General features: G+C 21.9%; 30 protein-coding genes. 4 read left to right on the plus strand and 26 right to left on the minus strand.

All coding sequences use genetic code 11. The annotated features are described in order from the left end of the window. Positions 1-18 precede the first annotated feature (18 nt). Entirely contained in the window at positions 19-2,343 is a 2,325-nt protein-coding gene (locus tag H0H36_RS01785; protein WP_185869393.1) for a penicillin-binding protein 1A, read from the plus strand. 11 nt (positions 2,344-2,354) lie between these two features. Then, complete coding sequence (locus tag H0H36_RS01790) at positions 2,355-3,308, plus strand: NAD(P)-dependent oxidoreductase (RefSeq protein ID WP_185869904.1); 954 nt, start codon at positions 2,355-2,357, stop codon at positions 3,306-3,308. Between the two features lie 29 nt (positions 3,309-3,337). Here H0H36_RS01790 and H0H36_RS01795 read toward each other — a convergent pair whose 3' ends face one another. From H0H36_RS01795 to H0H36_RS01805, 3 genes are all read right to left on the minus strand, one after another. Further along, a complete protein-coding gene (locus H0H36_RS01795; RefSeq protein WP_185869394.1) occupies positions 3,338-4,948 on the minus strand; it encodes a diflavin oxidoreductase in 1,611 nt (536 codons plus the stop codon). Positions 4,949-5,064: 116 nt separating this feature from the next. After that, a complete protein-coding gene (gene cysK / locus H0H36_RS01800; RefSeq protein WP_185869395.1) occupies positions 5,065-5,982 on the minus strand; it encodes a cysteine synthase A in 918 nt (305 codons plus the stop codon). A 10-nt stretch (positions 5,983-5,992) separates the two neighbouring features. Continuing rightward, on the minus strand, positions 5,993-6,820 hold the full coding sequence (locus H0H36_RS01805; protein ID WP_185869396.1) for a serine O-acetyltransferase: 828 nt from the start codon (positions 6,818-6,820) through the stop codon (positions 5,993-5,995). Between the two features lie 631 nt (positions 6,821-7,451). On the opposite strand from H0H36_RS01805, the gene H0H36_RS01810 reads away from it, so the two are divergent. Further along, positions 7,452-8,693, plus strand: coding sequence for an NADP-dependent isocitrate dehydrogenase (locus H0H36_RS01810; protein WP_394366959.1), 1,242 nt, complete (start codon positions 7,452-7,454; stop codon positions 8,691-8,693). Here the strand turns inward: H0H36_RS01810 and H0H36_RS01815 are convergent. Genes H0H36_RS01815 through menB form a run of 5 tightly spaced genes read right to left on the minus strand, consistent with a single transcriptional unit; the run spans position 8,690 to position 13,238 of the window. Beyond that, positions 8,690-9,715, minus strand: coding sequence for an AMP-binding protein (locus H0H36_RS01815; protein WP_185869397.1), 1,026 nt, complete (start codon positions 9,713-9,715; stop codon positions 8,690-8,692). The two genes, H0H36_RS01810 and H0H36_RS01815, sit on opposite strands and share 4 nt — an antisense overlap. Continuing rightward, complete coding sequence (locus H0H36_RS01820) at positions 9,706-10,806, minus strand: enolase C-terminal domain-like protein (RefSeq protein WP_238786188.1); 1,101 nt, start codon at positions 10,804-10,806, stop codon at positions 9,706-9,708. The genes H0H36_RS01815 and H0H36_RS01820 overlap by 10 nt, the downstream gene beginning before the upstream one ends. After that, a complete protein-coding gene (locus tag H0H36_RS01825; RefSeq protein WP_185869398.1) occupies positions 10,803-11,504 on the minus strand; it encodes a metal-dependent hydrolase in 702 nt (233 codons plus the stop codon). Before H0H36_RS01825 ends, H0H36_RS01820 begins: the two co-directional genes overlap by 4 nt. Before the next feature lie 7 nt (positions 11,505-11,511). Then, entirely contained in the window at positions 11,512-12,417 is a 906-nt protein-coding gene (menA, locus tag H0H36_RS01830; RefSeq protein WP_185869399.1) for a 1,4-dihydroxy-2-naphthoate octaprenyltransferase, read from the minus strand. Next, entirely contained in the window at positions 12,414-13,238 is an 825-nt protein-coding gene (menB, locus tag H0H36_RS01835) for a 1,4-dihydroxy-2-naphthoyl-CoA synthase (protein WP_185869400.1), read from the minus strand. Before menB ends, menA begins: the two co-directional genes overlap by 4 nt. 49 nt (positions 13,239-13,287) lie before the next feature. Here menB and H0H36_RS01840 point away from each other — a divergent pair, with 49 nt between their 5' ends. After that, positions 13,288-13,698: a hypothetical protein gene (locus H0H36_RS01840; protein WP_185869401.1), complete on the plus strand. Its 411-nt coding sequence runs from the start codon at positions 13,288-13,290 to the stop codon at positions 13,696-13,698. Here the strand turns inward: H0H36_RS01840 and H0H36_RS01845 are convergent. The 18 genes from H0H36_RS01845 to H0H36_RS01930 all read right to left on the minus strand — a co-directional run. Then, positions 13,672-14,946: an SLC13 family permease gene (locus H0H36_RS01845; protein WP_185869402.1), complete on the minus strand. Its 1,275-nt coding sequence runs from the start codon at positions 14,944-14,946 to the stop codon at positions 13,672-13,674. The two genes, H0H36_RS01840 and H0H36_RS01845, sit on opposite strands and share 27 nt — an antisense overlap. Before the next feature lie 37 nt (positions 14,947-14,983). Beyond that, positions 14,984-16,270 (minus strand): phosphopyruvate hydratase, encoded by a 1,287-nt coding sequence (gene eno / locus H0H36_RS01850; RefSeq protein WP_185869403.1) that lies wholly within the window; start codon positions 16,268-16,270, stop codon positions 14,984-14,986. A 3-nt stretch (positions 16,271-16,273) separates the two neighbouring features. After that, the gene (rplQ, locus tag H0H36_RS01855) at positions 16,274-16,702 is read right to left on the minus strand and encodes a 50S ribosomal protein L17 (RefSeq protein WP_185869404.1); all 429 of its coding nucleotides are present in this window, start codon (positions 16,700-16,702) and stop codon (positions 16,274-16,276) included. Positions 16,703-16,706: 4 nt separating this feature from the next. Then, on the minus strand, positions 16,707-17,705 hold the full coding sequence (locus H0H36_RS01860) for a DNA-directed RNA polymerase subunit alpha (RefSeq protein WP_185869405.1): 999 nt from the start codon (positions 17,703-17,705) through the stop codon (positions 16,707-16,709). Positions 17,706-17,715: 10 nt separating this feature from the next. Further along, positions 17,716-18,324: a 30S ribosomal protein S4 gene (gene rpsD / locus H0H36_RS01865; RefSeq protein WP_185869406.1), complete on the minus strand. Its 609-nt coding sequence runs from the start codon at positions 18,322-18,324 to the stop codon at positions 17,716-17,718. Between the two features lie 14 nt (positions 18,325-18,338). Beyond that, positions 18,339-18,719, minus strand: a complete 381-nt coding sequence (gene rpsK / locus H0H36_RS01870; protein ID WP_185869407.1) for a 30S ribosomal protein S11 — start codon at positions 18,717-18,719, stop codon at positions 18,339-18,341. A 7-nt stretch (positions 18,720-18,726) separates the two neighbouring features. Further along, complete coding sequence (gene rpsM, locus H0H36_RS01875; RefSeq protein WP_185869408.1) at positions 18,727-19,107, minus strand: 30S ribosomal protein S13; 381 nt, start codon at positions 19,105-19,107, stop codon at positions 18,727-18,729. Continuing rightward, positions 19,108-19,224, minus strand: coding sequence for a 50S ribosomal protein L36 (gene rpmJ / locus H0H36_RS01880; protein ID WP_185869409.1), 117 nt, complete (start codon positions 19,222-19,224; stop codon positions 19,108-19,110). It lies immediately after the preceding gene. 27 nt (positions 19,225-19,251) lie between these two features. Beyond that, positions 19,252-19,467, minus strand: a complete 216-nt coding sequence (infA, locus tag H0H36_RS01885) for a translation initiation factor IF-1 (protein WP_185869410.1) — start codon at positions 19,465-19,467, stop codon at positions 19,252-19,254. Between the two features lie 48 nt (positions 19,468-19,515). Next, positions 19,516-20,895, minus strand: coding sequence for a preprotein translocase subunit SecY (secY, locus tag H0H36_RS01890; protein ID WP_185869411.1), 1,380 nt, complete (start codon positions 20,893-20,895; stop codon positions 19,516-19,518). Positions 20,896-20,902: 7 nt separating this feature from the next. Beyond that, positions 20,903-21,364: a 50S ribosomal protein L15 gene (rplO, locus tag H0H36_RS01895; protein WP_185869412.1), complete on the minus strand. Its 462-nt coding sequence runs from the start codon at positions 21,362-21,364 to the stop codon at positions 20,903-20,905. Beyond that, complete coding sequence (gene rpsE / locus H0H36_RS01900; protein WP_185869907.1) at positions 21,357-21,866, minus strand: 30S ribosomal protein S5; 510 nt, start codon at positions 21,864-21,866, stop codon at positions 21,357-21,359. Before rpsE ends, rplO begins: the two co-directional genes overlap by 8 nt. A 7-nt stretch (positions 21,867-21,873) precedes the next feature. Beyond that, the gene (gene rplR, locus H0H36_RS01905; protein ID WP_185869413.1) at positions 21,874-22,182 is read right to left on the minus strand and encodes a 50S ribosomal protein L18; all 309 of its coding nucleotides are present in this window, start codon (positions 22,180-22,182) and stop codon (positions 21,874-21,876) included. A gap of 11 nt (positions 22,183-22,193) precedes the next feature. Then, a complete protein-coding gene (rplF, locus tag H0H36_RS01910; protein ID WP_185869414.1) occupies positions 22,194-22,739 on the minus strand; it encodes a 50S ribosomal protein L6 in 546 nt (181 codons plus the stop codon). A gap of 37 nt (positions 22,740-22,776) precedes the next feature. Next, positions 22,777-23,151 carry a 30S ribosomal protein S8 gene (rpsH, locus tag H0H36_RS01915; protein WP_185869415.1) on the minus strand — a complete coding sequence of 125 codons (375 nt, stop codon included), beginning with the start codon at positions 23,149-23,151 and terminating at the stop codon, positions 22,777-22,779. Positions 23,152-23,181: 30 nt separating this feature from the next. Then, positions 23,182-23,451 (minus strand): 30S ribosomal protein S14, encoded by a 270-nt coding sequence (gene rpsN, locus H0H36_RS01920; protein ID WP_185869416.1) that lies wholly within the window; start codon positions 23,449-23,451, stop codon positions 23,182-23,184. Positions 23,452-23,455: 4 nt separating this feature from the next. Then, positions 23,456-24,004 (minus strand): 50S ribosomal protein L5, encoded by a 549-nt coding sequence (rplE, locus tag H0H36_RS01925; protein WP_185869417.1) that lies wholly within the window; start codon positions 24,002-24,004, stop codon positions 23,456-23,458. A 22-nt stretch (positions 24,005-24,026) separates the two neighbouring features. After that, a partial coding sequence (locus H0H36_RS01930; protein WP_185869418.1) for a hypothetical protein occupies positions 24,027-24,299 on the minus strand: 273 nt, incomplete at its 5' end.

Raw genomic sequence — 24,299 nt, forward strand, 5'->3', positions numbered from 1 at the left:
AAAAAATAATTTTTATACGTGTATAAAAAAAGTACAAAAATAAACTATTATTTTCGCATACTACTTTTTTATTTTTGGTTTTTATTTTTCATAGGAATAAGTACTGTTTTTATAATTTTTTATGCTATAACTAAAGGTTATTTGGGAAATTTACCTAGCACTAAGGATATAGAAAATCCTACTATGGAAGTAGGATCAAAAGTATATGATTCTAATGGAATATTATTGGGAAGATTTTTTTCAGAAAATAGAACTTTAATTACTTATAAACAACTTCCTAAAAATCTAGTTAATGCATTAATAGCAAAAGAAGATATACGTTTCAATTATCATTCTGGAATTGATGTTAAATCTTTACTTAGAGCTATTCTTTCATTAGGAAAAAAAGGAGGTGGAAGCACTATATCTCAACAATTAGCTAAACTTCTTTTTACAGGTCCTTCAGCAAGGAATAAAATACAAAGAATACATCAAAAACTTTTAGAATGGGTAATGGCTATTGAATTAGAAAAACGTTATACAAAAGAAGAGATTATTACTATGTATTATAATAAATTTGATTTTTTGTATAATGCAAAAGGAATAGAAACTGCATCTCATACTTATTTTAATAAAAAAGCTTCTGAACTCCATTTAGGAGAATGTGCAATTTTAGTTGGTATGTTGGAAAATCCTTCTTTATATAATCCAAAAAATTATCCTTATAGAGCAAAAAAACAAAGAAACTTAGTTTTGTATCAAATGAAAAAATATAATTTTTTGAATATAGATCAATATAAAAAAGAATTGAAAAAACCTATTAAAGTTAATTTTAAAATACAAAAAAAAGATTTTGAATTGCTTACTTATTATAGTGATTTTTTAAAAAAAGAAATTAAAGAGTCTTTAGATGAATATGAAATAAAAACTGGTAATAAACTTAATCTTTATTCTAGTGGTCTTAAAATATATACATCTATTGATGCAAAAATGCAAGATTATGCAGAAAAATCAGTAAAAAAACATCTTAGTAAATTGCAAGTTTTGTTTAATAATTTTCAAAAAAAAAACAAAAATGCACCATTTTTGAATATTTCATCAGAAAAAACAAAAAGAATTTTAATATCAGCAATGCATAGAACACCTCTTTATCAAGATTTAAAACAAAAAGGATTTACAGAAAATGAAATAATAGAAAAATTTAAAAAACCACAATTAATAAAATTATTTACTTGGAATGGATCTAAAAAAGTATTAATATCTCCATGGGATTTTATACGTTATCAAAAAAGTATTATACAAGCTGGAATGTTATCTATAGAACCTACTACTGGATATATAAAAGCATGGGTAGGAGGAATTGATTTTAATTATTTTCAATATGATCATGTTGCACAAACTCAACGTCAAGTTGGTTCTATTTTTAAACCTATTTTATATACTGCAGCTATTAAAGAATTACATTATAATCCTTGTACAAAAATTTCAAATGAAAAATTTCATTTAGGAAAATGGAATCCAAGAAATTCTAACGGTAAATATGGAGGATATTTTACTTTAAGAGATGGATTAGCTTTATCTATTAATACTATTTCAGCTCGTCTTATTTCAGAAATAACTCCAAAACCAGTAATTAATTTAGCAAAAAAAATGGGTATAAAATCCATAATACCTGAACATCCATCTATAGCATTAGGTTCTGCAGATTTAACGTTATATGAAATGACAGGAGCATTTAATACATTTACTAATTATGGAGTTTATGTTAAACCTAGTATTTTGGTAAAAATAGAAGATGATAATGGAAATTTAATTAAAGAACATATAGATATTAGAAGACAGGTTTTTAGTGAAGATGTAGGATATATTATGTTAAATATAATGCAAGGAGTAATTAAATATGGAACAGCTAAAAGATTACAAAATTATAATTTTGTAGGAGATATAGCAGGAAAAACAGGTACAACTAATGATAATTCAGATGGATGGTTTATTGGAATGATACCAAATTTAACTACCGGGGTTTGGGTTGGATGGGAAGATAGATCTTCTCATTTTGATAATATACAATTAGGTCAAGGTGCTAATATGGCTTTGCCTATATGGGCATATTACATGAAAAGTTTATATAAAGATAAAAATCTTATATATCATGAAAAATTATTATTTCATAAACCAAAAAATTATCAACATTATTGGAATCAATGTGAAGAAAATAATCTTATTAAAGAAAAATATAATAAAGAAGAAGAAAAAGAAGAAATCAATGAAATAGAAAAAAAAGAAGAACAAAATTTTATAAAAAAAGATATAGATTTAAATACAAATTTAAATATAGAACATAATAAAGATTATGAAAAATAAATTTTCATATGATGAAGATATTAATTTTAGAAAAAAATCATCCTTTTATTATATATAAATTAAGAAAAAATGGTTTTATATGTGATGAATATTATTATGAATTAATAGATAATATAAATATATCTATATATGATGGTATTATTTTAAGAAGTAGATTAAAGATAGATAAAAAATTTATTCATAAAGCTAAAAAATTAAAATTTATAGCTCGTATTGGATCTGGAATAGAAAATATAGATAAAGATTATGCATCAAAAAAAGGAATAACTTTAATAACTTCTCCGGAAGGAAATAAAGATGCTGTAGCAGAACATGCTATAGGAATGTTATTATGTATAATGAATCATATAGTTAGTTCTAATCAACAAATAATAAAAAAAAAATGGAATAGAGAAATTAATAGAGGAATAGAAATAATGGGTAAAACAATAGGTATTATTGGATATGGAAATACAGGAAAAGCTTTTGCTAAAAAAATTTCTGGATTTGATGTTAAAGTATTATGTTATGATATTATATCAAAAATAGGAGATAATTATGCAAAACAAGTGAATATAGATACTATTTTTAAAAAATCAGATATAATAAGTTTACATGTTCCATATACTAAAGAAACAAAAAATATGGTTAATTATGATTTTATAAAAAAATTTTATAAACCTTTTTATTTAATAAACACCTCTCGTGGAGGATGCGTAACTACAAAACATTTAGTAAAAGCATTAAAATATGGTAAAATATATGGAGCTTGTTTAGATGTATTAGAATATGAAAATTTTTCATTTGAAAATATTTTTCATCATAAAAAACTTTCTAAAAATTTTTTTTATCTTATACGTTCTAATAAAGTAATATTAACTCCACATATAGCCGGATGGACTAAAGAATCAAAATATAAAATGGATAAAAAAATTGTAGAAAAAATTTTATCTTTAAATAAAGAATATAATTTAAATGTAAAATAATATATAAAAAATATTAATATCTATTAACGTTAGTAAACGTCTTTTAAATATCTTTTATTTTTTTTCATTTCTTCTAAAAAATATTCAGGATTTTCTCCTCCTATTTCTTTTATTATATGATATATCATTTTTTCAACATCTATACTCATAGGGTTTTTATTTCCACAAATATAAACATATGCTCCATTTTTTATCCATGAAAAAAATTCCACACGATTTTCCCATATTTTATTTTGTATATATATTTTTTTTTCTTGATCTCTTGAAAAAGCAAGATGAACATGATTAAGTATTCCTTTTTTTTGCCAATTTTGTATTTCTGTTTGATATAAAAAATCTGTATAAAAATATTGATTTCCAAAAAATAACCAATTTTTTCCTGTAGCATTTATAATTTCTCTTTCATATAAAAAAGAACGAAAAGGAGCTATTCCAGTTCCAACTCCAATAAGAATTATATCTTTATTAGGATTAGGTAATTTAAACAATTGATTCGTATAAATAAAAAAAGAAATTTCATTACCAATTTCTAATTGAGATAAAAAATCAGAACAATGACCATATATAGTTTTACCTTCATTTAATTTAAAATGATGACGAGATACAGTAATATGTATTTGATTATTATGTTTTTTAGGAGAAGAAGAAATAGAATATAATCTAGGTTTTATAGGTTCCATTATTTTTATTAAATCTTTTAAAGATACTTTTTTTATAGAAAAATTTTTTAAAAGATCAATAAGTCTCCATTTTTTATCCAAAGGAATATTTTTTTTTTTGGATAAAAAAGAATATTTTTTTATAAATTCTTTGGATAAATTTAAAATATTTAATTTTTTTTTAAAAAGATCAAACGCTTCAATTTTATTTTCATCTTTATCAAAAAAATTTATAATATTTTTTACTTCTTTTAAAGAATTTTCAGGAAATATTCCTATAGAATCTCCTGGTAAATATTTTATATCATTTTGAACAATAATTTCAATATGATGAATTTCTTTATCTTCTTTTTTTTTACATAAAAGTATGTTATTAAAAATTCTACCTTTTTTTATATTGTTTTTATATTTTTTTTGAAAAAAATTTAAAATTTCATAAAACCATTTTTTTGCTTTATTTTCATAATCTATATCACATTTATACAAAGCTATAATTCTATTAGCACCTATTTTATGCAAACGTTTATCTATATCTTCTCCAGCTTTACAAAAGTAAGTATAAGATTTATCTCCTAAAGCTAATACACTGTATTTTAAATGATTTAAACAAATATTTTTATGAATGAAATTATAAAAATTTTTTGCAGAAGAAGGTGGTTCTCCTTCTCCATGTGTACTAATTATTATAAATAAATAATTTTCTTTTTTTAAATCTTGTAAACAATAATCATTTAAATTAATTAATCTTATTAATAATTTTTTTTTTTTAATTTTTTGATAAATATCAAATGCTAAATTTTTAGCATTTCCTGTTTCTGTTGCATAAACTAAAGTAATTTTTTGATCTTTTTTTTTAAATTTTTTTGTATTATTTATAGAATATAAAATTCCAGATAAATAACCATACATCCATATAATTTCTTCTTTATCAGATTTTTCTATTAATTCAGTAAATATTTTTTTATTTAATTCAGATAACATATTTTATTTATTTACAATATTTAAAATATTTAATTTTATTAATTTTTTATAATTATAAATTTTTATCATTAAATAATTTTAAACTTAAATATCCTAATAATATTGAAAATCTTTTTTTATAAAAAAAGATTTTCAACTGAAAGATATCTTTCTCCAGTATCATAATTAAATGTTAATATTGTTGATTTTTTTGAAAATTTGGATAATTGTTTATCTATTGCAGATAAAGATGCTCCTGTAGAAATTCCTACAAGAATTCCTTCTTTTCTTGCTATTTTTCTAACATAACTGAAAGCTTCTTCTTTAGAGACTGAAAAAGATCCATCTAATATTTTTATATTTAAAATAGATGGAATAAAACCAGCACCTAATCCTTGTAAATAATGAGGTTTAATTTTTAATTTTTTTTCAAATATAACTTGAGATTCTATTGGTTCCACTGAAAAAATTTTTATATTTGGAAATTTATTTTTTAATATTTCTCCTATTCCAGTTATATGTCCTCCTGTGCCAACTCCTGTAATAAAATAATCTATTCCTTCAGGAAAAGAATCTATTATTTCTTTTGCAGTTGTTTTTTTATGTATGTTAGGATTAGAAATATTATCAAATTGTTTTGGCATCCAAGAATCAGGAATAATATTAACTAATTCTTTAGCTTTATCTATTGCTCCTTTCATTCCTTTATCTTTTGGGGTAAGAACAAATTTTGCTCCAAAAATAGAAAATAATTTTCTTCTTTCAATACTCATAGATTCTGGCATTACTAAAATAAGACGATATCCTTTTACAGAACTTACTATTGCTAATCCTATTCCTGTATTACCAGAAGTTGGTTCTATTATAATATCTCCTTTTTTAATAATTCTTTTTTTTTCTGCATCTTCTATCATAGAAAGTGCAATTCTATCTTTTATACTTCCTCCAGGATTATTTTTTTCTAATTTAATCCAAACTTTATGTTCAGGATATAAACGTTTTAATTGTACATGAGGAGTATTACCAATAGTTTTTAAAATACTATCTACTTTCATTTTTTTTTATTTATATCATAAAATTAATAGGATCAGGAAATGGACTATTATTTCTCATTTTTATTTCACTTTTTTGATATACTATAGAAAAAGGAGATATACTTTTAGTTATCCATACATTCCCTCCAATAACACTATCATGACCTATAACAGTATCTCCTCCTAATATAGTTGCTCCTGCATAAATGGTAACTCTATCTTCTATAGTAGGATGACGTTTTTTATTAGAAAGTTTTTTATCTACAAAAATAGCACCTAAAGTTACTCCTTGATATAATTTTACTTTATTACCTATATTAGTACTGGAACCTATAACTATACCTGTACCATGATCTATAGAAAAAGCTTTTCCTATTTTTGCTGAAGCATGTATATCAACACCTGTTTTACTATGTGCATATTCTGTAATTAATCTAGGAATAACTGGAATTTTTTGAATATCAAGTTGATGAGCTATTCTATATAATGCCGTAGCAAAAAAACCAGGATAAGATAAAAATATTTCTTCTATAATTGTTGCAGCAGGATCAGATTCCAATATAGCATTAGCATCTATTATTAATGTTTGATAAATATTAGGTACTTCTTTAAAAAAAATTTTAGAAAAAATACTTGAATTTTTTTTTGAAATATTTAATTCTATAAAAATTTCATATAAAATATTTTGTAAATTTTCATAATTTTCTTTAAAAAGAAATATATTATTTAAAATCTGTTTATCAGGTGTAAATAATATATGAAATAATCCTTCTAAAAAATTTTTTAATTTTTTTTTATTAAGAAAAAGATCTTTTTTATTATTTTTAGATATTTTTTTAAAAAAAGATAAATCAAACATATTTATATTTTTATTATGTCATACTATCTAAATAGTGTTTTTTTTATTTTATTTTTTTTAGATATAATCCATATTTTTATTATTTTTTTTATCCACAACACTAACATTTACTTCTGTAACTATCTACTTTTTTTTTAACATAATAATAGATAATGATAACCATACTATACTTAATTTTTATTTTTTAAAATGGTTATATTTTTCTTATAAAGAAACATTTTATTATTATTTTTTCTAAATTTTTATCAGGATAATATAACGAAATAAAATATCCATAATATTTATTTATTTAAACTTTTATAAGTTTATTCAAAAAAAAACTTTATTGTATCTAAAGTGAATATTTTTATAGGAATATTATTAAAATAAAATGATAAATTAATTAGTATTCAATACTAAAACTAGTATAAAAAAAAACTATTTTCCTATTTGAAAAAGTTTTTAATTTATTAATTACATAGTATAGTAATATATCGTATTTCATATTTATAATTCATTGACCATAAAAAAAACTCGTTTGAGTTATTCAAAGGAATAGTAATATAGATTACAAATCTATTAACAAATATAAGAATTTATTAATATTTTGTATTATAAATGTAATTTAAAAATTATAATAAAAAATTATTATATGATACATAAAATAAAAGTAACTAATCCTATAGTAGAAATAGATGGAGATGAAATGGCTAAAGTAATATGGAAATATATTAAAAAATATTTTATTAATCCTTATTTAGATATAAAAATTATTTATTTTGATTTGGGAATAGAAAATAGAAATATAACCAATGATCAAATTACTATAGATGCTGCTTATGCAATAAAAAAATATAATGTAGGAATAAAATGCGCTACAATAACTCCTGATGATAATAGAATGAAAGAATTTTCTTTAAAAAAGAAATGGAAATCTCCAAATGGAACAATTAGAAATATTATTAATGGAACTGTATTTAGAGAACCTATTATCGTAAAAAATATACCTCGTTTTATTCCAGGTTGGAAAAAACCTATTTGTATAGCTCGTCATGCTTACGCAGATCAATATGATGCAAAAGATTTTATTGTTGAGGAAAAAGGAAAATTATATATTTTATTTATACCAGATAATAATAAAAATAATACAAAAAAATTTAAAATACATCATTTTTTAAGTCCAGGAATTGCTATGGGGATGTATAATACATATCAATCTATATATGAATTTTCTCGTTCTTGTTTTAATTATGCTATATATAAAAAATATCCACTTTTTTTATCTACAAAAAATACTATTTTAAAAGAATATGACGGAAAATATAAAGATATTTTTCAAAACTTATATGATACTGAATTTAAATCAAAATTTGATGAGTTAAATATAACTTATGAACATTGTTTAATAGACGATATGATTGCAAAAACTATCAAATCAAAAGGAGGTTTTATATGGGCATGTAAAAATTATGATGGAGATGTTCAATCAGACTGTATAGCTCAAGGTTTCGGTTCATTAGGAATGATGTCTTCTATTTTAATCACTTCAGATGGTAAAACATTAGAATCTGAAGCTGCTCATGGAACTATAACTAGACATTATAGATTACATCAAAAAGGTAAAAAAACTTCTACTAATCCAATAGCTTCTATTTTTTCTTGGACTCGTGGTCTTAAACATCGTGCTTTTTTAGACAAAAATATAAATTTAAATTTTTTTTCAGAAAAAATAGAAGAATCTTGTATAGACTTTATAGAATCTGGAAAAATGACAAAAGATCTATGTCAACTAGTTTATGGAGATAAATCTAATAATTATTTAGATACTGAAACTTTTCTTAAAGAATTAAAAAAAAATTTTGATGAAAAAATGCATAAAAAAAATATATTTTAATTTTTATTTATTTGTTTTATAATTTTTTTTCTATTAAATTTTTCTAATAAATTTTTAGTAAAATGAGAAATAAAAAAAACTTTTTTTGGTTTATAAAATTTTTTTTCTCCATTAAAAATAAATTTTGGTATTGTTAATGGAAAAAAATCTCCTTCAATAACTAATACTATTTTTTCTCCTAAAATTTTATCAGGAATTGAAGAAATAAAAAATCGTTTATTACAAGGAATAAATGGATTTATATCTTTTTCTATTAATTCAGGAACAACTTTAATACCTCCACTATTAATAATATGATCATATCTACCTATCCATCTAAATCTATCTTTAGATATCATATGAACAATATCATTTGTTTGTATAAAAAAATTCATACTTTTTGAAAAAATTCCTAAACAATTTCTTTTATCTATACTAAGATGAACATCTTTAAATGATTTATAAAAAATGCTTTTATTTAATCCATTAATTTTTTTTAATGCTATATGACCTAAAGTTTCTGTCATACCATAAGTATCATAACAAATAGTTGTTATATTCTGCAGTTTTTTTTCTAAAAAATTAGAAATAGAACATCCTCCTATTAAAAGAATTTTAACATTTTTTAAATGTTTAAAACTAAAAAAAACTTGAATAGGGACCATAGATACTATATCAAAATTATATTTGACATTTTTTAAAGGATTAGATGATGGAGGAACGCAATATATTTTCCATTTAAAAATAATAGCTCTAACTAAAAACATTTTAGCTGCTATAAAATCTGTAGATAAACATAATAAACCTATAATTTTTTTTTTTTTTATTTTTAAAAATTCTACAGATTGTATAGCTTTTTCATACATATGTTGTTTTTTTACGAAAATTTTTTTAGGAACACCTGTTGTTCCAGAAGTATAAATCGTTAATAATGTATTTTTATTATACCATTCTTCTAAAAAAGAAAAAATTTTTCTTTTCCAAAAAGATGAATAAAGTTTTTTAGAAGAAAATATTTTTTTATAAGAAAAATCTAACCACATTTTATATTGGAAAAAAAAGATTTAATAATATTTTTTTTATTAGATTGAATAGAAGGTATATTATACCAAATATGTCCTTTTATTATTTTTATAGGAATATTAAAATTTTTAGTATATAAAAAACTAGTATTCAAACCATGAGTAATAATTTTTTTATATTTTTTATTCATCATAAAAGACCATTGAGCAATGGCATTAATTCCTATATTACTTTCTAAAGAAGAACTAATCCACCATTTTATATTTCTTTTTTTTGCTTCAAAAATCCATTCTTCTGATTCATAAAAACCTCCATTTACACTAGGTTTAATTACTATATAATTAGGTTTAATAAAATCTAATAATTTTTTTTTATCCTCTAATTTTTTAATTCCTTCTAATTCTTCATCTAATGCTATAGGTAGTTTAGATTTTTTACATATTTCATACATTTCTTTCCAATTTCCAGATAATATAGGTTGTTCTATTGAATGAATTATATGAAATTTATATAATATATTATTTATATAATATAAAGCTATGTTTTTATTATTAAAACAACCATTTGCATCAATTCGTATTTTTACAAATGGATATTTTTTATTAATATATTCTAAAATTTTACATTGATAATAAATTAATTTTATATTAATTTTAATTTTTATAAATAAAAATCCTTCAAAAATTTTATTTTCTATTTTTTTTATTATATCATGTTTTTTCCATGCATTTAACCATATTAAATCATTTATAGGAACTCCTTTCCATCCTTTAGTAAATTCTGAATTATATAATATAATAAATTTATTTTTTAAGCTTAAAAAAGCTTGTTCTAATCCAAATAAAATAGATGAATAATTAATATATTTATAATAATAAAATATTTTCATTTTATTAAAAATAATTTTATTAGAAACAATATATAATTCATTTTCAAATTTTTTCAAATTTTTTAAAGCTAATTTATCTAATATAGGATTACATTCTCCTATACCTATTTTATTATTATTTTTTAATATGATATACCAAATAATAGAATATCTAAATATTTTATTAGAATTATATATTTTATTTTTAAAAATAAATTTTTTTTTAAAAATAAAAATTTTCATATATATAAACTCTTTCCCATATCTAATAAAATTAAATTTTTATTTTTATCATAAAAAGATTTTATTGCTTTTTCTTTATCAATTTTAATAGCTTCAAAAGTATTATAATGAACACCTAATATTTTTTCACATTGTAAAAATTCTGAAGCAATTATAGCTTCTTCTATATCCATAGTAAATCTACCTCCTATAGGTAAAATTGAAAGTTTTAATTTACCGAAAATTGGTACAAGTTTCATTTCATATATAAGGGATGTATCACCTGAAATATATATATTTCCTTCATCTGTATGTATAAGAAAACCTCCAGGATTACCTCCATAAATTCCATTATTAAAAATACTAGAATGAGCTGCCCATATATATTTTAATTTTCCAAATGAAAATGAAACAAAAGAACCATAATTAATTGCACATGTTTTTATTCCTTTTTTTTCAAAAAAATTTGATATTTCATAATTAGAAATAATTAAAACATTATTAAATTTACGTGAAAATAATTCAACATCACATACATGATCATAATGAGCATGTGTTAATAATATATAATCTATTTTTTTTATATATTTATTAATATAATCATTAAATAAAAATTTCTTATTAAAAAAAGAATTTTTAGAAAGAAAAGGATCTATTAATAAATATTTTTCATGTATTTTTAATATACATGTGCTATGAGTAAGATAAGTTATTTTCATATATTTTTTATAAAAAAAAGCTAATACCAGTACTTAATCCATATAAAAAAGTAATAAAAATTAATTTTTTTAATTCTAAATTAAATAATTTATTATCTTTTATAATAATTATATTTTTAATATGTAATATTATAAAAAAAATAAAAAATATAAAAAAATACCATTGTATATTTTTTATTTGATTTAAAAATATAAACATACCTCCAAAAAATACAGATAAAAATATAATAAAAATATGATATATTTTTGCATATTTAATACCTAACCACACTGCCATAGTATATTTTCCATGTTTATAATCGTTATCAATATCTCTTATATTATTAATATTTAAAACTGCTACATTTAATAAACCAATAGATAAAGACAATAAAAATATATCTATTTTTAAAGTATGAGTATATAAAAAATAACTACCTTGAACTGAAATAATTCCAAAAAAAAATAATACTAATAAATCACTTATTCCTGTTTTATATCCATATGGTTTAGATCCTATAGAATAAAAAATAGAAGAATATATACATATAAAAATTCCTAAAAAATATAAAAAAAAAATAAAAATATCATTTATTGAAATAGTTTTATAAATTAAAAATAATCCAGAAATAAAAGATAAAATAGAAAATAAATAAATACCTTTTTTTATTTTTAAAAATGAAATAAAACTACATTGAACTCTTTTATTTGATCCAAAACTATTAAAATTATATAATCCTCTTATATTATCTCCATAATCATTTGATATATTTGCTAATATTTGTAAAAATAAAGCCGTAATTAAACATAATATATATACTATATATTCTTCAAATCCTCTAAATTTAGATATAAGAAAACTTAAAGTTATTCCAGTAATAGATAAAGGTAAAGTATGCAAACGCATTGCATAAATCCAATATTTTAATTTCATAAAAATTTTGTAAATTTTTTAAAGTTTGGATCTCTTTTTTCTAAAAAAGCTTTTTTTCCTTCTTGAGATTCTTCCATTAAATAAAACATCAATGTAGCATCTCCAGCCAATTGCATTAATCCATGTTGTCCATCTAATTCTGCATTTAAACATCTTTTTATCATTCTTAAAGACATAGGACTTCTTTTTTGTATAATTTTACACCATTTTATGGTTTTTTTTTCTAATTTTTCTATACTTACTACCTTATTAATTAATCCCATTTTTAAAGCTTCTTTAGCTGTATATTTTTTACATAAAAACCACATTTCTCTTGTCTTTTTTTGACCAATATGACGAGCTAAATAAGAACATCCAAATCCTCCATCAAAAGATCCTACTTTTGGACCAACTTGACTAAAAATAGCATTATCAGAAGCTATAGTTAAATCACATACAACATGTAATACATGACCCCCTCCTACAGCAAAACCATTTACCATAGCTATAACAGGTTTCGGAATTTCTCTAATTTTTTTATAAAAATCTAAAATATTTAATCTTGGAATTCCATCTTTTCCTAAATAACCTCCTAAACCTCTTGTAGTCTGATCACCTCCAGAACAAAAAGATTTATTTCCAGATCCAGTAATAATTATTACATCTATATCTTTTTTATCTTTACATATATTTATAGCATCAATCATTTCTTTTACTGTTTCCACACGAAAAGCATTATGACATTTTGGTCTATTTATTTCTATTTTCGCTATACCTTCCCAAAAAAAGAACAAAATATCTTTATATTTTTTTATTAAAATCCAATCAATTGTATAATTCATAACAAAAATAAAAAATTGATATTTATTTTTACAATAATAAAAATTATTTATGTACCAAAATATATTTTCAGTATTTATAGGAATAATAATAAGTATTTTAGAAATATTTTATGCTATAAAATTTATAAAAAAATGGTTTATAGAAATAGAATTTATTCCATTAATAAAATTGAAATATATTTTTAATGAAGCTCCTAATAAATTTTTTTTAATTTTAATTTTATTTTATGCATTTAGTCCTATATTAGGAGGTATAGTAACAGCTTTTTTTGCTAAAAATGCAAAAAAAGCTCATGCTATATTAACCGGTATTATATTATTTTTTATAATTTTATTTCATCTATTATTTTATAGATATCCTTTATGGTTTAAAATAATAATACTTCCATTATTTTTCCCTTTTTCTTATTTAGGAGGTAAATTCATAGAATTTTTACAAAGAAAAAAATGGATAAATTAATAAATAAATAAATCCAGATATATAACCTGCTAAAGCTAACCAGCTTATTTTTTTTAGATACCAAAAAAAATCTATTTTTTCCATTCCCATAGCTGCTACTCCTGCAGCAGATCCTATGAGAAAAATACTCCCTCCTGTTCCAGAAACATAAGCTATAAAATGCCATAATTCATGATCTATTGGATGAGAAAACATAGCTATAGTAGCAGCTACTAATGGAACATTATCTACAATAGAAGATATAAATCCTAATATAAAAGTTGTAATTTTCCATGTAGAAAAAGTATTATTTATCCAATGAGATAAATAATATAATTTTCCTAAAGATTCTAAAGAAGAAACAGATAATAAAATACCAAAAAAAAATAAAATACTAGAAATATCTAATTTTTTAAATATTTTATCTATAGATGATGATATAATTTTTGATTTATATTTATTAGAAATTATACAAAGAAGTATACTAAGAGAAAACATCATTCCCATATATGGAGGTAATCCAGTTATAGTTTTAAAAATAGGAACAAGTAACATTAGAAATAAACCTATTTTTAACATAAAAAAACCTTTATTAATATTTTCTTTTGATAATTTATTTTTTTCAATTTTAATTTTTCCATTAAAAATTGGTAAATAAGAAGCAATCATAGTAGAAACAAACATACATAATATAGAAGGTATTAATATTATTTTTATAAGATGTAAAATTGTTACTTTTTTAGAAATCCATAACATTGTTGTTGTAATGTCTCCAATTGGAGACCAAACTCCTCCTGCATTAGCCGATATAATAACTAAACCTAAATAAAATAAACGTTCTTTATAATTATAAATGATTTTTCTTAAAAGAGATATTAAAACTATAGTTGCTGTAAGATTATCTATTATAGCAGATAAAAAAAAAGAAACTAAACTTAGTTTCCATAAAAATTTTCTTTTTGTATTTGTATAGAATAATTCTTTTAAAGCTTCAAATCCATGATATTTTTCAATAATAGAAATAATAGACATAGCTCCAATAAGAAAAAAAATAATTTCAGAAGCTTTTCCTAAATGGAATAATAATAAATATTGCGGATTTTTTTTAATTATTAAATGTTGATCTAATTCATAAACAGGAATGTTAAATAACATAATTAAAGACCAACAAATAGTAGCCATTAAAATAGATGGAATTACTTTATTTAAATAAAATAATTTTTCAAAAGCAATAAACAAATATCCAAAAATAAAAACTATAATTATCATTATATTGCTCAATACTCATTATTTATGTAGTATTTTTTTATATAAAATTCCATCCTGAATAACAAGAATATTTTCCAAGTGTATTTTCAATACGTAATAATTGATTATATTTTGAAGTTCGTTCAGAACGACAAATAGAACCTGTTTTTATTTGTTCAATATTAAAACCAACAGAAAGATCTGCTATAAAAAAATCTTCTGTATCTCCAGAACGATGAGAAATAATATTTCTATATTTATTTTTTTTAGCAGCATTAATTGTTTCAATTGTTTCTGTTAATGTTCCTACTTGATTTAATTTTATAAGAATAGAATTAGCTACTTTTTTTTCTATTCCTTTTTTTAATTTATTTAATTGAGTAACAAATAGATCATCTCCTACTAATTGTATTTGATTTCCTATTTCATTTGTCAGTAATTTCCATCCTTCCCAATCATTTTGATCCATTCCATCTTCAATAGATATAATTGGATATTTTTTAATTAAATAAGATAAATATTTTACATGATCTTCTCTAGATTTTTTAGAATCTTCTATTTTTTTACTAAATTTAGAATAATCATATTGATTGTTTGAATAAAATTCAGAAGAAGCACAATCTATAGCTATACCTATTTGATCATAAGGCTCATAATTTGCCATATGTATAGCTTCTAATATGTTATCTAAAACATCTTCTATACTATTTAAATTTGGGGAAAACCCACCTTCATCACCTACACTTGTAGATAATCCTTTTTTATTTAAAATATATTTTAATTGATAAAAAACTTTATGTCCCATTTGTAATGCTTCTAAAAAAGAATTAGCTTTTATAGGAACAATCATAAATTCTTGAAAAGCTATAGGAGCATTTGAATGTCTTCCTCCATTTATTATATTTATTAAAGGAGTAGGTAATAAATAAGAATATATACCTCCTATATATTTATAAAGAGGTATTTTTAATTCATTAGCAGCAGCTTTAGCAGTTGCTATAGAAATAGCTAAAATAGCATTAGCTCCTAATCTTTTTTTATTATTTGTTCCATCTAATTCTAACATTAATTTATCTATATAAATTTGGTCTAAAATTGATTTTCCAATTAATTCAGGAGCAATAATATTATTAACATTTTTAATAGCTTTTAATACACCTTTTCCAAAAAAAAATTCTTTATTACAATCACGTAATTCAAAAGCTTCATTTTTTCCTTTTGATGCACCTGATGGAATAGAAGCTCTTCCTAAAATATTATTTTTTGTTATAACATCTACTTCTATAGTAGGATTTCCTCTAGAATCTAATATTTGTCTAGCCTGAATATTTTTAATTTTACTCATTATTCATTTTTTTCTATTTTTTTTTATACTACGTCTTACAGATTTTATAATTTTTTTTGAAGTATAAGTATAATTATTGAAATCTACTAATTCAATAAAAGATAATGCAGCGTTATCTCCTAAACGAAATCCTGTTTTTATTATTCTAGTATATCCTCCAGTACGTTCTCTTACCTTTTTAAAAGTGTCTTTAAATAATTCTGAAACAGTAATCTTATCTTTTAAATATGAGAAAATATTTCTTCTAGAATGAATTGAATTAATTTTAGATTTGGTTATAATAGGTTCAATATATTTTTTCAAAGCCTTAGCTTTAGATAAAGTTGTAAAAATTTTTTTTTCTTTAATTAAAGAACAAGCCATATTGGAAAGAATAGATTTTCTATGTCCATATTTTCTACCTAAATGATTATTTTTATTTCTATGATTCATTTATTTATTCTTTATTCAATTTATATTCCGATATTTCCATTCCAAAATATAATCCTTTTTCTTTCATTTTACTTTCTAATTCATCTAAAGATTTTTTTCCAAAATTCCTCATTTTTAACATATTATTTCTGTTACAACTAACTAAATCTGCAATAGTTTTTATAGAAGCTAATTTTAAACAATTTTTTGTACGTACAGATAAATCCATATCATTTAATTTAGACTTTAATAATGTTCGCATTCTTAAAAATTCTTCATCATATTTTTTATTTTTGTTAATTTCTTCTTGTTTTTCTTTTCCTATTTTATCATAGGAAAAAATAGAAAAATATTGAATCAATATTTTAGAAGCCTCCATTAAAGCTAATTTTGGACAAATGGATCCATCTGTTTTTATTTCCAATGAAAGATTTTCAAAATCTGTTTTTTGTCCAACACGACAATTTTCTATTGTATATTTAACATTTTTAATTGGAGTAAATATAGAATCTATTGGAATAGTTCCAATTAAATATTCTTTATTTTTTTTATTTTCTTCTGCAGGAACATATCCTCTACCTTCTTCAATTGTAAAATTAATATCTAAAGGAATAGATTCTTCTTTATTACAAATAACTAAATCCTTATTTAAAATTTGAAAACCAGAAATAAATTTATTTAAAATTTCACCTGTTATTTGTTTACCAGAATTAATTGAAACATTAACTATTTCATTATGAATGTTGGGTAATTTTTGTTTTAAACGAATTTTTTTAAAATTTAAAACAATATCTGTTACATCTTCAACTACTCCTTCTATAGTAGAAAATTCATATTTAACTCCTTTAATTCTAATAGAAGTTATAGAAAATCCTTTTAAAGAACCTAAAAGAACCCTTCGTAATGCATTTCCTAAAGTTATTCCATATCCTGGTTCTAAAGGTTTTAGATGAAAAATACTTCTATTATCTGCAAATTCATACATTGCAATTCTATCAGGTTTAACAAAATTTAGAATAGACATACTACTTATTCTATTTTGAATATAATTCTACAATAAATTGTTCTTTAATATTTTCAGGAATTTGTGTTCTTTTTGGCATAATTCTAAATAAACCAAACATGTTTTTTTCATCTAAAATTAACCATTCTACTAATGGACCTATTTTTTTATTTATAGATTCTAATATAACTGGATGTTTTTTAGATTTTTCTCTTATTTCTATCTTATCTCCTGGTTTTAATCTAAAAGAAGGAATATTAACAATATGATTATTAACAATAATATGTCTATGAGATACAATTTGACGAGCAGAAGATCGAGAAGGAGCAAATTTTAATCTAAAAACGACGTTATCAAGACGACTTTCACATGCTTGTAATAATAATTCTCCAGTAATTCCTTTTTTTCTTGCAGCTTCAAAATACAATTTTTCAAATTGACGTTCTAATATCCCATAAGTATATTTAGCTTTTTGTTTTTCTATTAATTGTATAAAATATTCTGAACGTTTTCCTCTACGACGATTATTTCCATGTTGTCCAGATGGATATTTTCTTCTATTAAAATATTTATCTTCTCCATAAATGCATTCTCCAAATCTTCTAGAAATTTTAGTTTTAGGTCCTATATATTTTGCCATAATATTTTTAATCATTAAACTCTCCTTCTTTTAGGAGGACGACATCCATTATGAGGTAATGGAGTTATATCTTTTATCATCGTTACTATAATACCAGAATTACTTAATGCTCTTATAGCAGCATCTCTACCTGCTCCTGGTCCTTTAACTTTTATCTCAACTTTTTTTATTCCTGCATTTAATCCTTCTTTTGCTACATTTTCTGCTGCCATTTGAGCAGCATATGGAGTATTTTTTTTAGATCCTTTAAAATTCATTTTTCCGGCAGAAGACCATGTTATCACTTCTCCTTTTTTATTTGTTAAAGTAATAATAATATTATTAAAACTAGATTGAATATGAGCTTCACCTAAAGAATCAACTACTACTGATCTTTTTTTTCCAGATTTTACCATAAAATTTTTATTTTGTAACTTTTTTCTTATTTGCTACAGTTTTCTTTTTTCCTTTTCTAGTTCTACAATTATTTTTTGTTTTTTGACCTCTTAATGGTAATCCTTTTCTATGTCTTGTTCCTATATAACAACCTATATCCATTAATCTTTTTATATTGATTTGATTTTCAGATCTTAATTCACCTTCAATTTTTATATTATCAGATATAAATTTTCTTATTTTACTAATATCATCATCAGACCAATCTTTTACTTTTTTATTTTCATCAATATTAACAGATTTTAAAATAGTTTTTGATAAACTTTTACCTATTCCATACAAATAAGTAAGACCAATAATTCCTCTTTTAGAAATTGGAATTTCTATACTAGAAATTCTAACTGCCATCTAACCTTGTTTTTGTTTAAATCTAGGATTTTTTTTATTAATAATACGTAAACGACCTTTTCTTCTAACAATTTTACAATTATCAGTTCTTTTTTTTAAAGAAGCTCTTACTTTCATAAAAAGTATGTTATAATTTTATTTATTTTAATATCTATAAGTTATTCTTCCTCTTTCTAAATCATAAGAAGACATTTCTAATCGAACTTTATCTCCAGGTAATATTTTTATATAATGCATTCTCATTTTTCCGGATATATGAGCTTTTACAATACATCCATTTTCTAATTCTACGCGAAACATCGCATTTGGAGATGATTCTATAATAGTTCCATCAACTTCAATATGCTTCTGTTTAGACATAATAATTTATTTACAATTAATATAATATACATAAAAAATTATAAAAAATTATAATCTATTATATTTACGATTTTTTGTCATCATTAATCCATCATAATGATAATTTAACAAATGAATACGAACCTGTTGTGAAACATCTAAAATAACACCTACTACAATTAATAACGAAGTTCCTCCATAAAATAATGCAAAATTTTGAGTAACACCCATTCTAAAAACTATACATGGTATTATTGCTATAATAGCTAAAAGTATTGCTCCAGGAAATGTAATTTTTGATAAAATAGAATCTATATATTCAGCTGTATCTTTTCCAGGTTTTATTTTTGGTATATGTCCTCCATTTCTTTTTAAATCATCTGCCATTTGATTTACTGGTATAGTAATAGCTGTATAAAAAAAAGTAAAAATTATTACTAATATAAAAATAGTTAAATTATACCATAATCCATATATATCTTGAAAAAGATGAAAAAAATTTTTTATTTTTATATTTTCTATATAATCATAAAAAGTTAATGGAAAAAGCATTATTGCTTGAGAAAATATAATAGGCATTACTCCTGCAGCAGTCATTTTTAATGGAATATATTGATGTTTTTTATGAATTAAATTAGATTCTAATTTTATAGATTTATAATGAGAAACATATTGTACTGGAATTTTTCTAATAGCTTGAATAATTATAATAGAAAATAAAATTACTAATAACCATAATAAAAATTCAAAAAGTAAAATTATTAATCCTCCATTTATATTTTCTAATTTACTAAATATTTCTTTTGCTATAGCATCTGGAAATCGTGCAATTATTCCTGACATTATTATTAAGGAAATTCCATTTCCTATACCTTTATCTGTTATTTTATCTCCTAACCACATTGTAAATAAAGTACCAGAAGTTAAAGTAGTTATTCCTATACACCAAAATATACTTTTACCATAAAAAGTATTTATATTAATTAAATAAGATGAAATAGAAGATGAAAAAGGAATAATTTGTTGAGTTAAAGAAATAAGATATACAGGAGCTTGTATAAAACATATGCCTACAGTTAACCATCTTGTAATAAGACTAATTTGTTTTCTTCCACTTTCTCCATCTTTTTGTAATCTTTGTAAATAAGGAATAATAATACACATTAACTGTATTATAATAGATGCAGATATATAAGGCATAATACCTAAGGCTAAAATTGAAGCACGGTTAAAAGCTCCACCAGTAAAAGAAGATAAAATTTGTATTAATCCTTTAGAACCTATATGAAATTTTTCCATAAAATCACTAATACCTAAAGGATTAATTCCTGGAAGGGGAATATAGGCTCCAAAACGATATATTAATAATAAATTTAAAGTTATTATTATTTTTTTACGTAAATCTTTAACATTCCAAATGTTATGAACAGTTGTTAAAAAATTATTCATTTTAGTATTATACTAAAAAAGCTTTTCCTCCTATTTTTTCTATAGAAGAAAAAGCTTTTTTGCTAAATTTGGATGCATATATATTTAATGGATAAGAAAGAATACCTTTTCCTAAAATTTTAATAAAATCATTTTTTTTAGCTAATTTTTTTTTTAAAAAAAATTCTTTATTTAAAATATCTCCTTTTTTAATTTTTCCTTTATTAATATAATTTTGAATTGTATATAAATTAATACAATTATATTTTTTTTTATTTCTTTTAAATCCAAATTTAGGAATTCTTCTTTGTATAGGCATTTGTCCTCCTTCAAATCCTATTTTTTTAGAATAACCAGATCTAGATTTTTCTCCTTTATGTCCTCTACCACAAGTCCCACCTTTTCCAGATCCTTGTCCTCTTCCTAATCTCAATTTATTTTTTTTAGATCCACTTTTTGGATATAAAAAAATTTTTTTTGTATTATCCATTATATACTTTTTTAATAGAAATACCTCTTTGTTTTGCTATAATATGAACATCTCTCATTTTACTAAGAGCTTTTATTGTAGCTTTAATTATATTATGATGATTAGAAGATCCTTTAGATTTTGATAATACATTTCTTAATCCAGCAGCTTCAAGAACAGCTCTTAAAGGTCCACCAGCTATAATTCCAGTACCATCTGAAGCAGGTTTAATTAAAATATGAGCCCCTCCATATTTAGCTTCTTGTTCATGAGGAATTGTTCCATTTGATATACATACTTTACAAAGATTTCTTTTAGCTTGCTCTCCAGCTTTGTGAATAGCATCTGGAGCTTCTTTAGATTTTCCAAAACCATAACCTACTACTCCATTTTCATTTCCTTTAATAAGGATAGCACTAAAACTAAAATATCTTCTTCCTTTAGTTACTTTACATACTCTTGTTACTCCAACCAATTTTTCTTTTAATTCTAATCCAGAATGTTTTATTTTTTTAGACAAAATAATTATTTTAAAATTTAAATCCTATTTTTCTAATTCCTTCAGCTAAAGATTTTATTCTACCATGATATAAATATTTACCTTTATCAAAAACTAATTTAGTTATTTTCAATTTTTTAGCTCTATCACCTAATAGTTTACCTACTTCATAAGATAATTCTATTTTTGTTTTTTTATTTTCATGAAATATTTTTTCCCTTGATGAAGAAGATACTAAAGTTTTTCCAGATAAATCATCTATAATTTGGGCATATATTTGTTTATTACTTCTAAAAACAGAAATCCTAAATCTATCTGGTTCTCCAAAAATTTTTTTCATATATAAAAAATTTAAGCAGATTTACCTGCTTTTCTATAAATTATTTCTTTTAAATATTTAACCCCTTTTCCTTTATAAGGTTCCGGAATTCTAAATGATCTTATTTTTGCTGCAACTATTCCTAATAATTGTTTATCATAAGATTTTAAAATAATAATAGTATTTTTTCCTTTTTCCGATTTTATTTCTATATCAATTTCTTTAGAAAGTTGTAACATAATATTATGAGAAAAACCAAGATTTAAATCTAAAATTTTTTCATTATAAGTAGCTCTATATCCTACTCCAACTAATTCTAATTTTTTTTGAAATCCTTTTGTAACTCCTATTATCATATTTTTAATTAAAACATGATATAATCCATGTAAAGATTTAGATTCTTTATTTTCTTTATTTCTAGTTATAAGTATTTTTTTTTCATATAAATTAAAATGTAATTTTTTAGAAATTTTTTGATATAAAATACCTAAATTTCCTTTTACAGATATCTTATCATTAATTATTTTTAATTCTACATTATCAGGTATTAAAATAGGTTTTTTCCCAATTCTTGACATTTTATAAAACTATTTACAGATATATTAAAAATTTGTATCAAAAAACATAACATAAAATTTCACCTCCTATTCTTTTTTTTCTTGCTTCTTTATCTGTAATTACTCCATTAGAAGTAGTTATTATAGCTATACCTAATCCATTTAATACTCTAGGTAATTTTTTATATTTACAATATTTTCTTAAACCAGGTTTACTTATTCTTATTATTTTATAAATAACAGAATTATTTTTATAATATTTTAATGCTATTTTAATTATATTTTTTTCTATTTTGTAATCTAAAATATATCCATTTTTTAATAAAACATTAATTATTTCTTTTTTTTCTTTAGAAAAACTAACTTTCAATAGTTTATGTTTTGCAAAACATGCATTTCTAATTCTAGTTAAAAAATCTGCTATTGTATCCATAACATAATTAATATTTACTTATTTTTATTTTTACCAACTAGCTTTTTTTATTCCTGGAATAAGTCCTTGAGAAACTAAATTTCTAAATACAATACGAGAAACACCAAATTTTCTCATGTATCCTCTACATCTTCCAGTAATAGAACATCTATTTTTTAAACGAACAGGAGATGCATCTCTAGGCAATTTTTGTAAAAGTTCATATTTTCCAGCTTTTTTTAAAGCAATCCTTTTATTTGCATATTTCATTACTATTTTTTCTCTTTTTTTTTGTCTTGCTTTAACAGATTCTTTAGCCATTTTTTTATTTTTTAAAAGGTATTCCAAAAAGTGATAAAAGTTTTCTAGCTTCTATATCATTTTTAGCAGAAGTAACAAATGTAATATTCATTCCTTTATTTTTTTTAATTTTATCAATATTTATTTCAGGATAAATAATTTGTTCTGTTATTCCCATATTATAATTTCCATATCCATCAAAACTATTATTTTTTACTCCATTAAAATCTCTTACTCTAGGTAAAGAAATAAAAATAAGTCTTTCTAAAAATTCATACATTTTTATTCTACGTAAAGTAACTTTTACTCCTATAGGCATTCCTTTTCTTAATTTAAATCCAGATTCATCATGTTTAGAATAACAAAAAATAGCTTTTTGACCTGTTATATCTGTTATTTCTTTTATAGAAAAATCTATTAATTTTTTATCTGAAACAGATTCACCAATACCCTGGTGTATAACTATTTTTTTTAATTTTGGAACTTCCATAATAGATTTATATCCAAAATTTTTTATTAAACTTGGAATTACTTCCTTTCTATATAATTTTTCTAATTTAGATTTAGAAATCATATTATAACTTTTATTACTTTTTTTACTCTTTTTTTACCTCTACTACTTTATCCTCTACTACTTTATCCTCTACTACTTTACTTTCTATTACTTTTACTTTATCCTTTACTACTTTATCCTCTACTACTTTATCCTCTACTACTTTACTTTCTATTACTTTTACTTTATCCTTTACTACTTTATCCTCTACTACTTTATCCTCTACTACTTTACTTTCTATTACTTTTACTTTATCCTTTACTACTTTATCCTCTACTACTTTATCCTCTACTACTTTATCCTTTACTACTTTATC

It is taken from the genome of Blattabacterium cuenoti (assembly GCF_014252395.1).
Classification (GTDB): domain Bacteria; phylum Bacteroidota; class Bacteroidia; order Flavobacteriales; family Blattabacteriaceae; genus Blattabacterium; species Blattabacterium cuenoti_AA.

Bases quoted from the DNA above. Each gene is read 5' to 3' on its own strand.
- H0H36_RS01790 (WP_185869904.1), top strand. From the start codon at position 2,355: ATGAAGATATTAATTTTAGAAAAAAATCATCCTTTTATTATATATAAA.
- H0H36_RS01795 (WP_185869394.1), bottom strand. From the start codon at position 4,948: ATGTTATCTGAATTAAATAAAAAAATATTTACTGAATTAATAGAAAAA.
- cysK (WP_185869395.1), bottom strand. From the start codon at position 5,982: ATGAAAGTAGATAGTATTTTAAAAACTATTGGTAATACTCCTCATGTA.
- H0H36_RS01805 (WP_185869396.1), bottom strand. From the start codon at position 6,820: ATGTTTGATTTATCTTTTTTTAAAAAAATATCTAAAAATAATAAAAAA.
- H0H36_RS01810 (WP_394366959.1), top strand. From the start codon at position 7,452: ATGATACATAAAATAAAAGTAACTAATCCTATAGTAGAAATAGATGGA.
- H0H36_RS01815 (WP_185869397.1), bottom strand. From the start codon at position 9,715: ATGTGGTTAGATTTTTCTTATAAAAAAATATTTTCTTCTAAAAAACTT.
- H0H36_RS01820 (WP_238786188.1), bottom strand. From the start codon at position 10,806: ATGAAAATTTTTATTTTTAAAAAAAAATTTATTTTTAAAAATAAAATA.
- H0H36_RS01825 (WP_185869398.1), bottom strand. From the start codon at position 11,504: ATGAAAATAACTTATCTTACTCATAGCACATGTATATTAAAAATACAT.
- menA (WP_185869399.1), bottom strand. From the start codon at position 12,417: ATGAAATTAAAATATTGGATTTATGCAATGCGTTTGCATACTTTACCT.
- menB (WP_185869400.1), bottom strand. From the start codon at position 13,238: ATGAATTATACAATTGATTGGATTTTAATAAAAAAATATAAAGATATT.
- H0H36_RS01840 (WP_185869401.1), top strand. From the start codon at position 13,288: ATGTACCAAAATATATTTTCAGTATTTATAGGAATAATAATAAGTATT.
- H0H36_RS01845 (WP_185869402.1), bottom strand. From the start codon at position 14,946: ATGATAATTATAGTTTTTATTTTTGGATATTTGTTTATTGCTTTTGAA.
- eno (WP_185869403.1), bottom strand. From the start codon at position 16,270: ATGAGTAAAATTAAAAATATTCAGGCTAGACAAATATTAGATTCTAGA.
- rplQ (WP_185869404.1), bottom strand. From the start codon at position 16,702: ATGAATCATAGAAATAAAAATAATCATTTAGGTAGAAAATATGGACAT.
- H0H36_RS01860 (WP_185869405.1), bottom strand. From the start codon at position 17,705: ATGTCTATTCTAAATTTTGTTAAACCTGATAGAATTGCAATGTATGAA.
- rpsD (WP_185869406.1), bottom strand. From the start codon at position 18,324: ATGGCAAAATATATAGGACCTAAAACTAAAATTTCTAGAAGATTTGGA.
- rpsK (WP_185869407.1), bottom strand. From the start codon at position 18,719: ATGGTAAAATCTGGAAAAAAAAGATCAGTAGTAGTTGATTCTTTAGGT.
- rpsM (WP_185869408.1), bottom strand. From the start codon at position 19,107: ATGGCAGTTAGAATTTCTAGTATAGAAATTCCAATTTCTAAAAGAGGA.
- rpmJ (WP_185869409.1), bottom strand. From the start codon at position 19,224: ATGAAAGTAAGAGCTTCTTTAAAAAAAAGAACTGATAATTGTAAAATT.
- infA (WP_185869410.1), bottom strand. From the start codon at position 19,467: ATGTCTAAACAGAAGCATATTGAAGTTGATGGAACTATTATAGAATCA.
- secY (WP_185869411.1), bottom strand. From the start codon at position 20,895: ATGAATAATTTTTTAACAACTGTTCATAACATTTGGAATGTTAAAGAT.
- rplO (WP_185869412.1), bottom strand. From the start codon at position 21,364: ATGGATAATACAAAAAAAATTTTTTTATATCCAAAAAGTGGATCTAAA.
- rplR (WP_185869413.1), bottom strand. From the start codon at position 22,182: ATGAAAAAAATTTTTGGAGAACCAGATAGATTTAGGATTTCTGTTTTT.
- rplF (WP_185869414.1), bottom strand. From the start codon at position 22,739: ATGTCAAGAATTGGGAAAAAACCTATTTTAATACCTGATAATGTAGAA.
- rpsH (WP_185869415.1), bottom strand. From the start codon at position 23,151: ATGGATACAATAGCAGATTTTTTAACTAGAATTAGAAATGCATGTTTT.
- rpsN (WP_185869416.1), bottom strand. From the start codon at position 23,451: ATGGCTAAAGAATCTGTTAAAGCAAGACAAAAAAAAAGAGAAAAAATA.
- rplE (WP_185869417.1), bottom strand. From the start codon at position 24,004: ATGATTTCTAAATCTAAATTAGAAAAATTATATAGAAAGGAAGTAATT.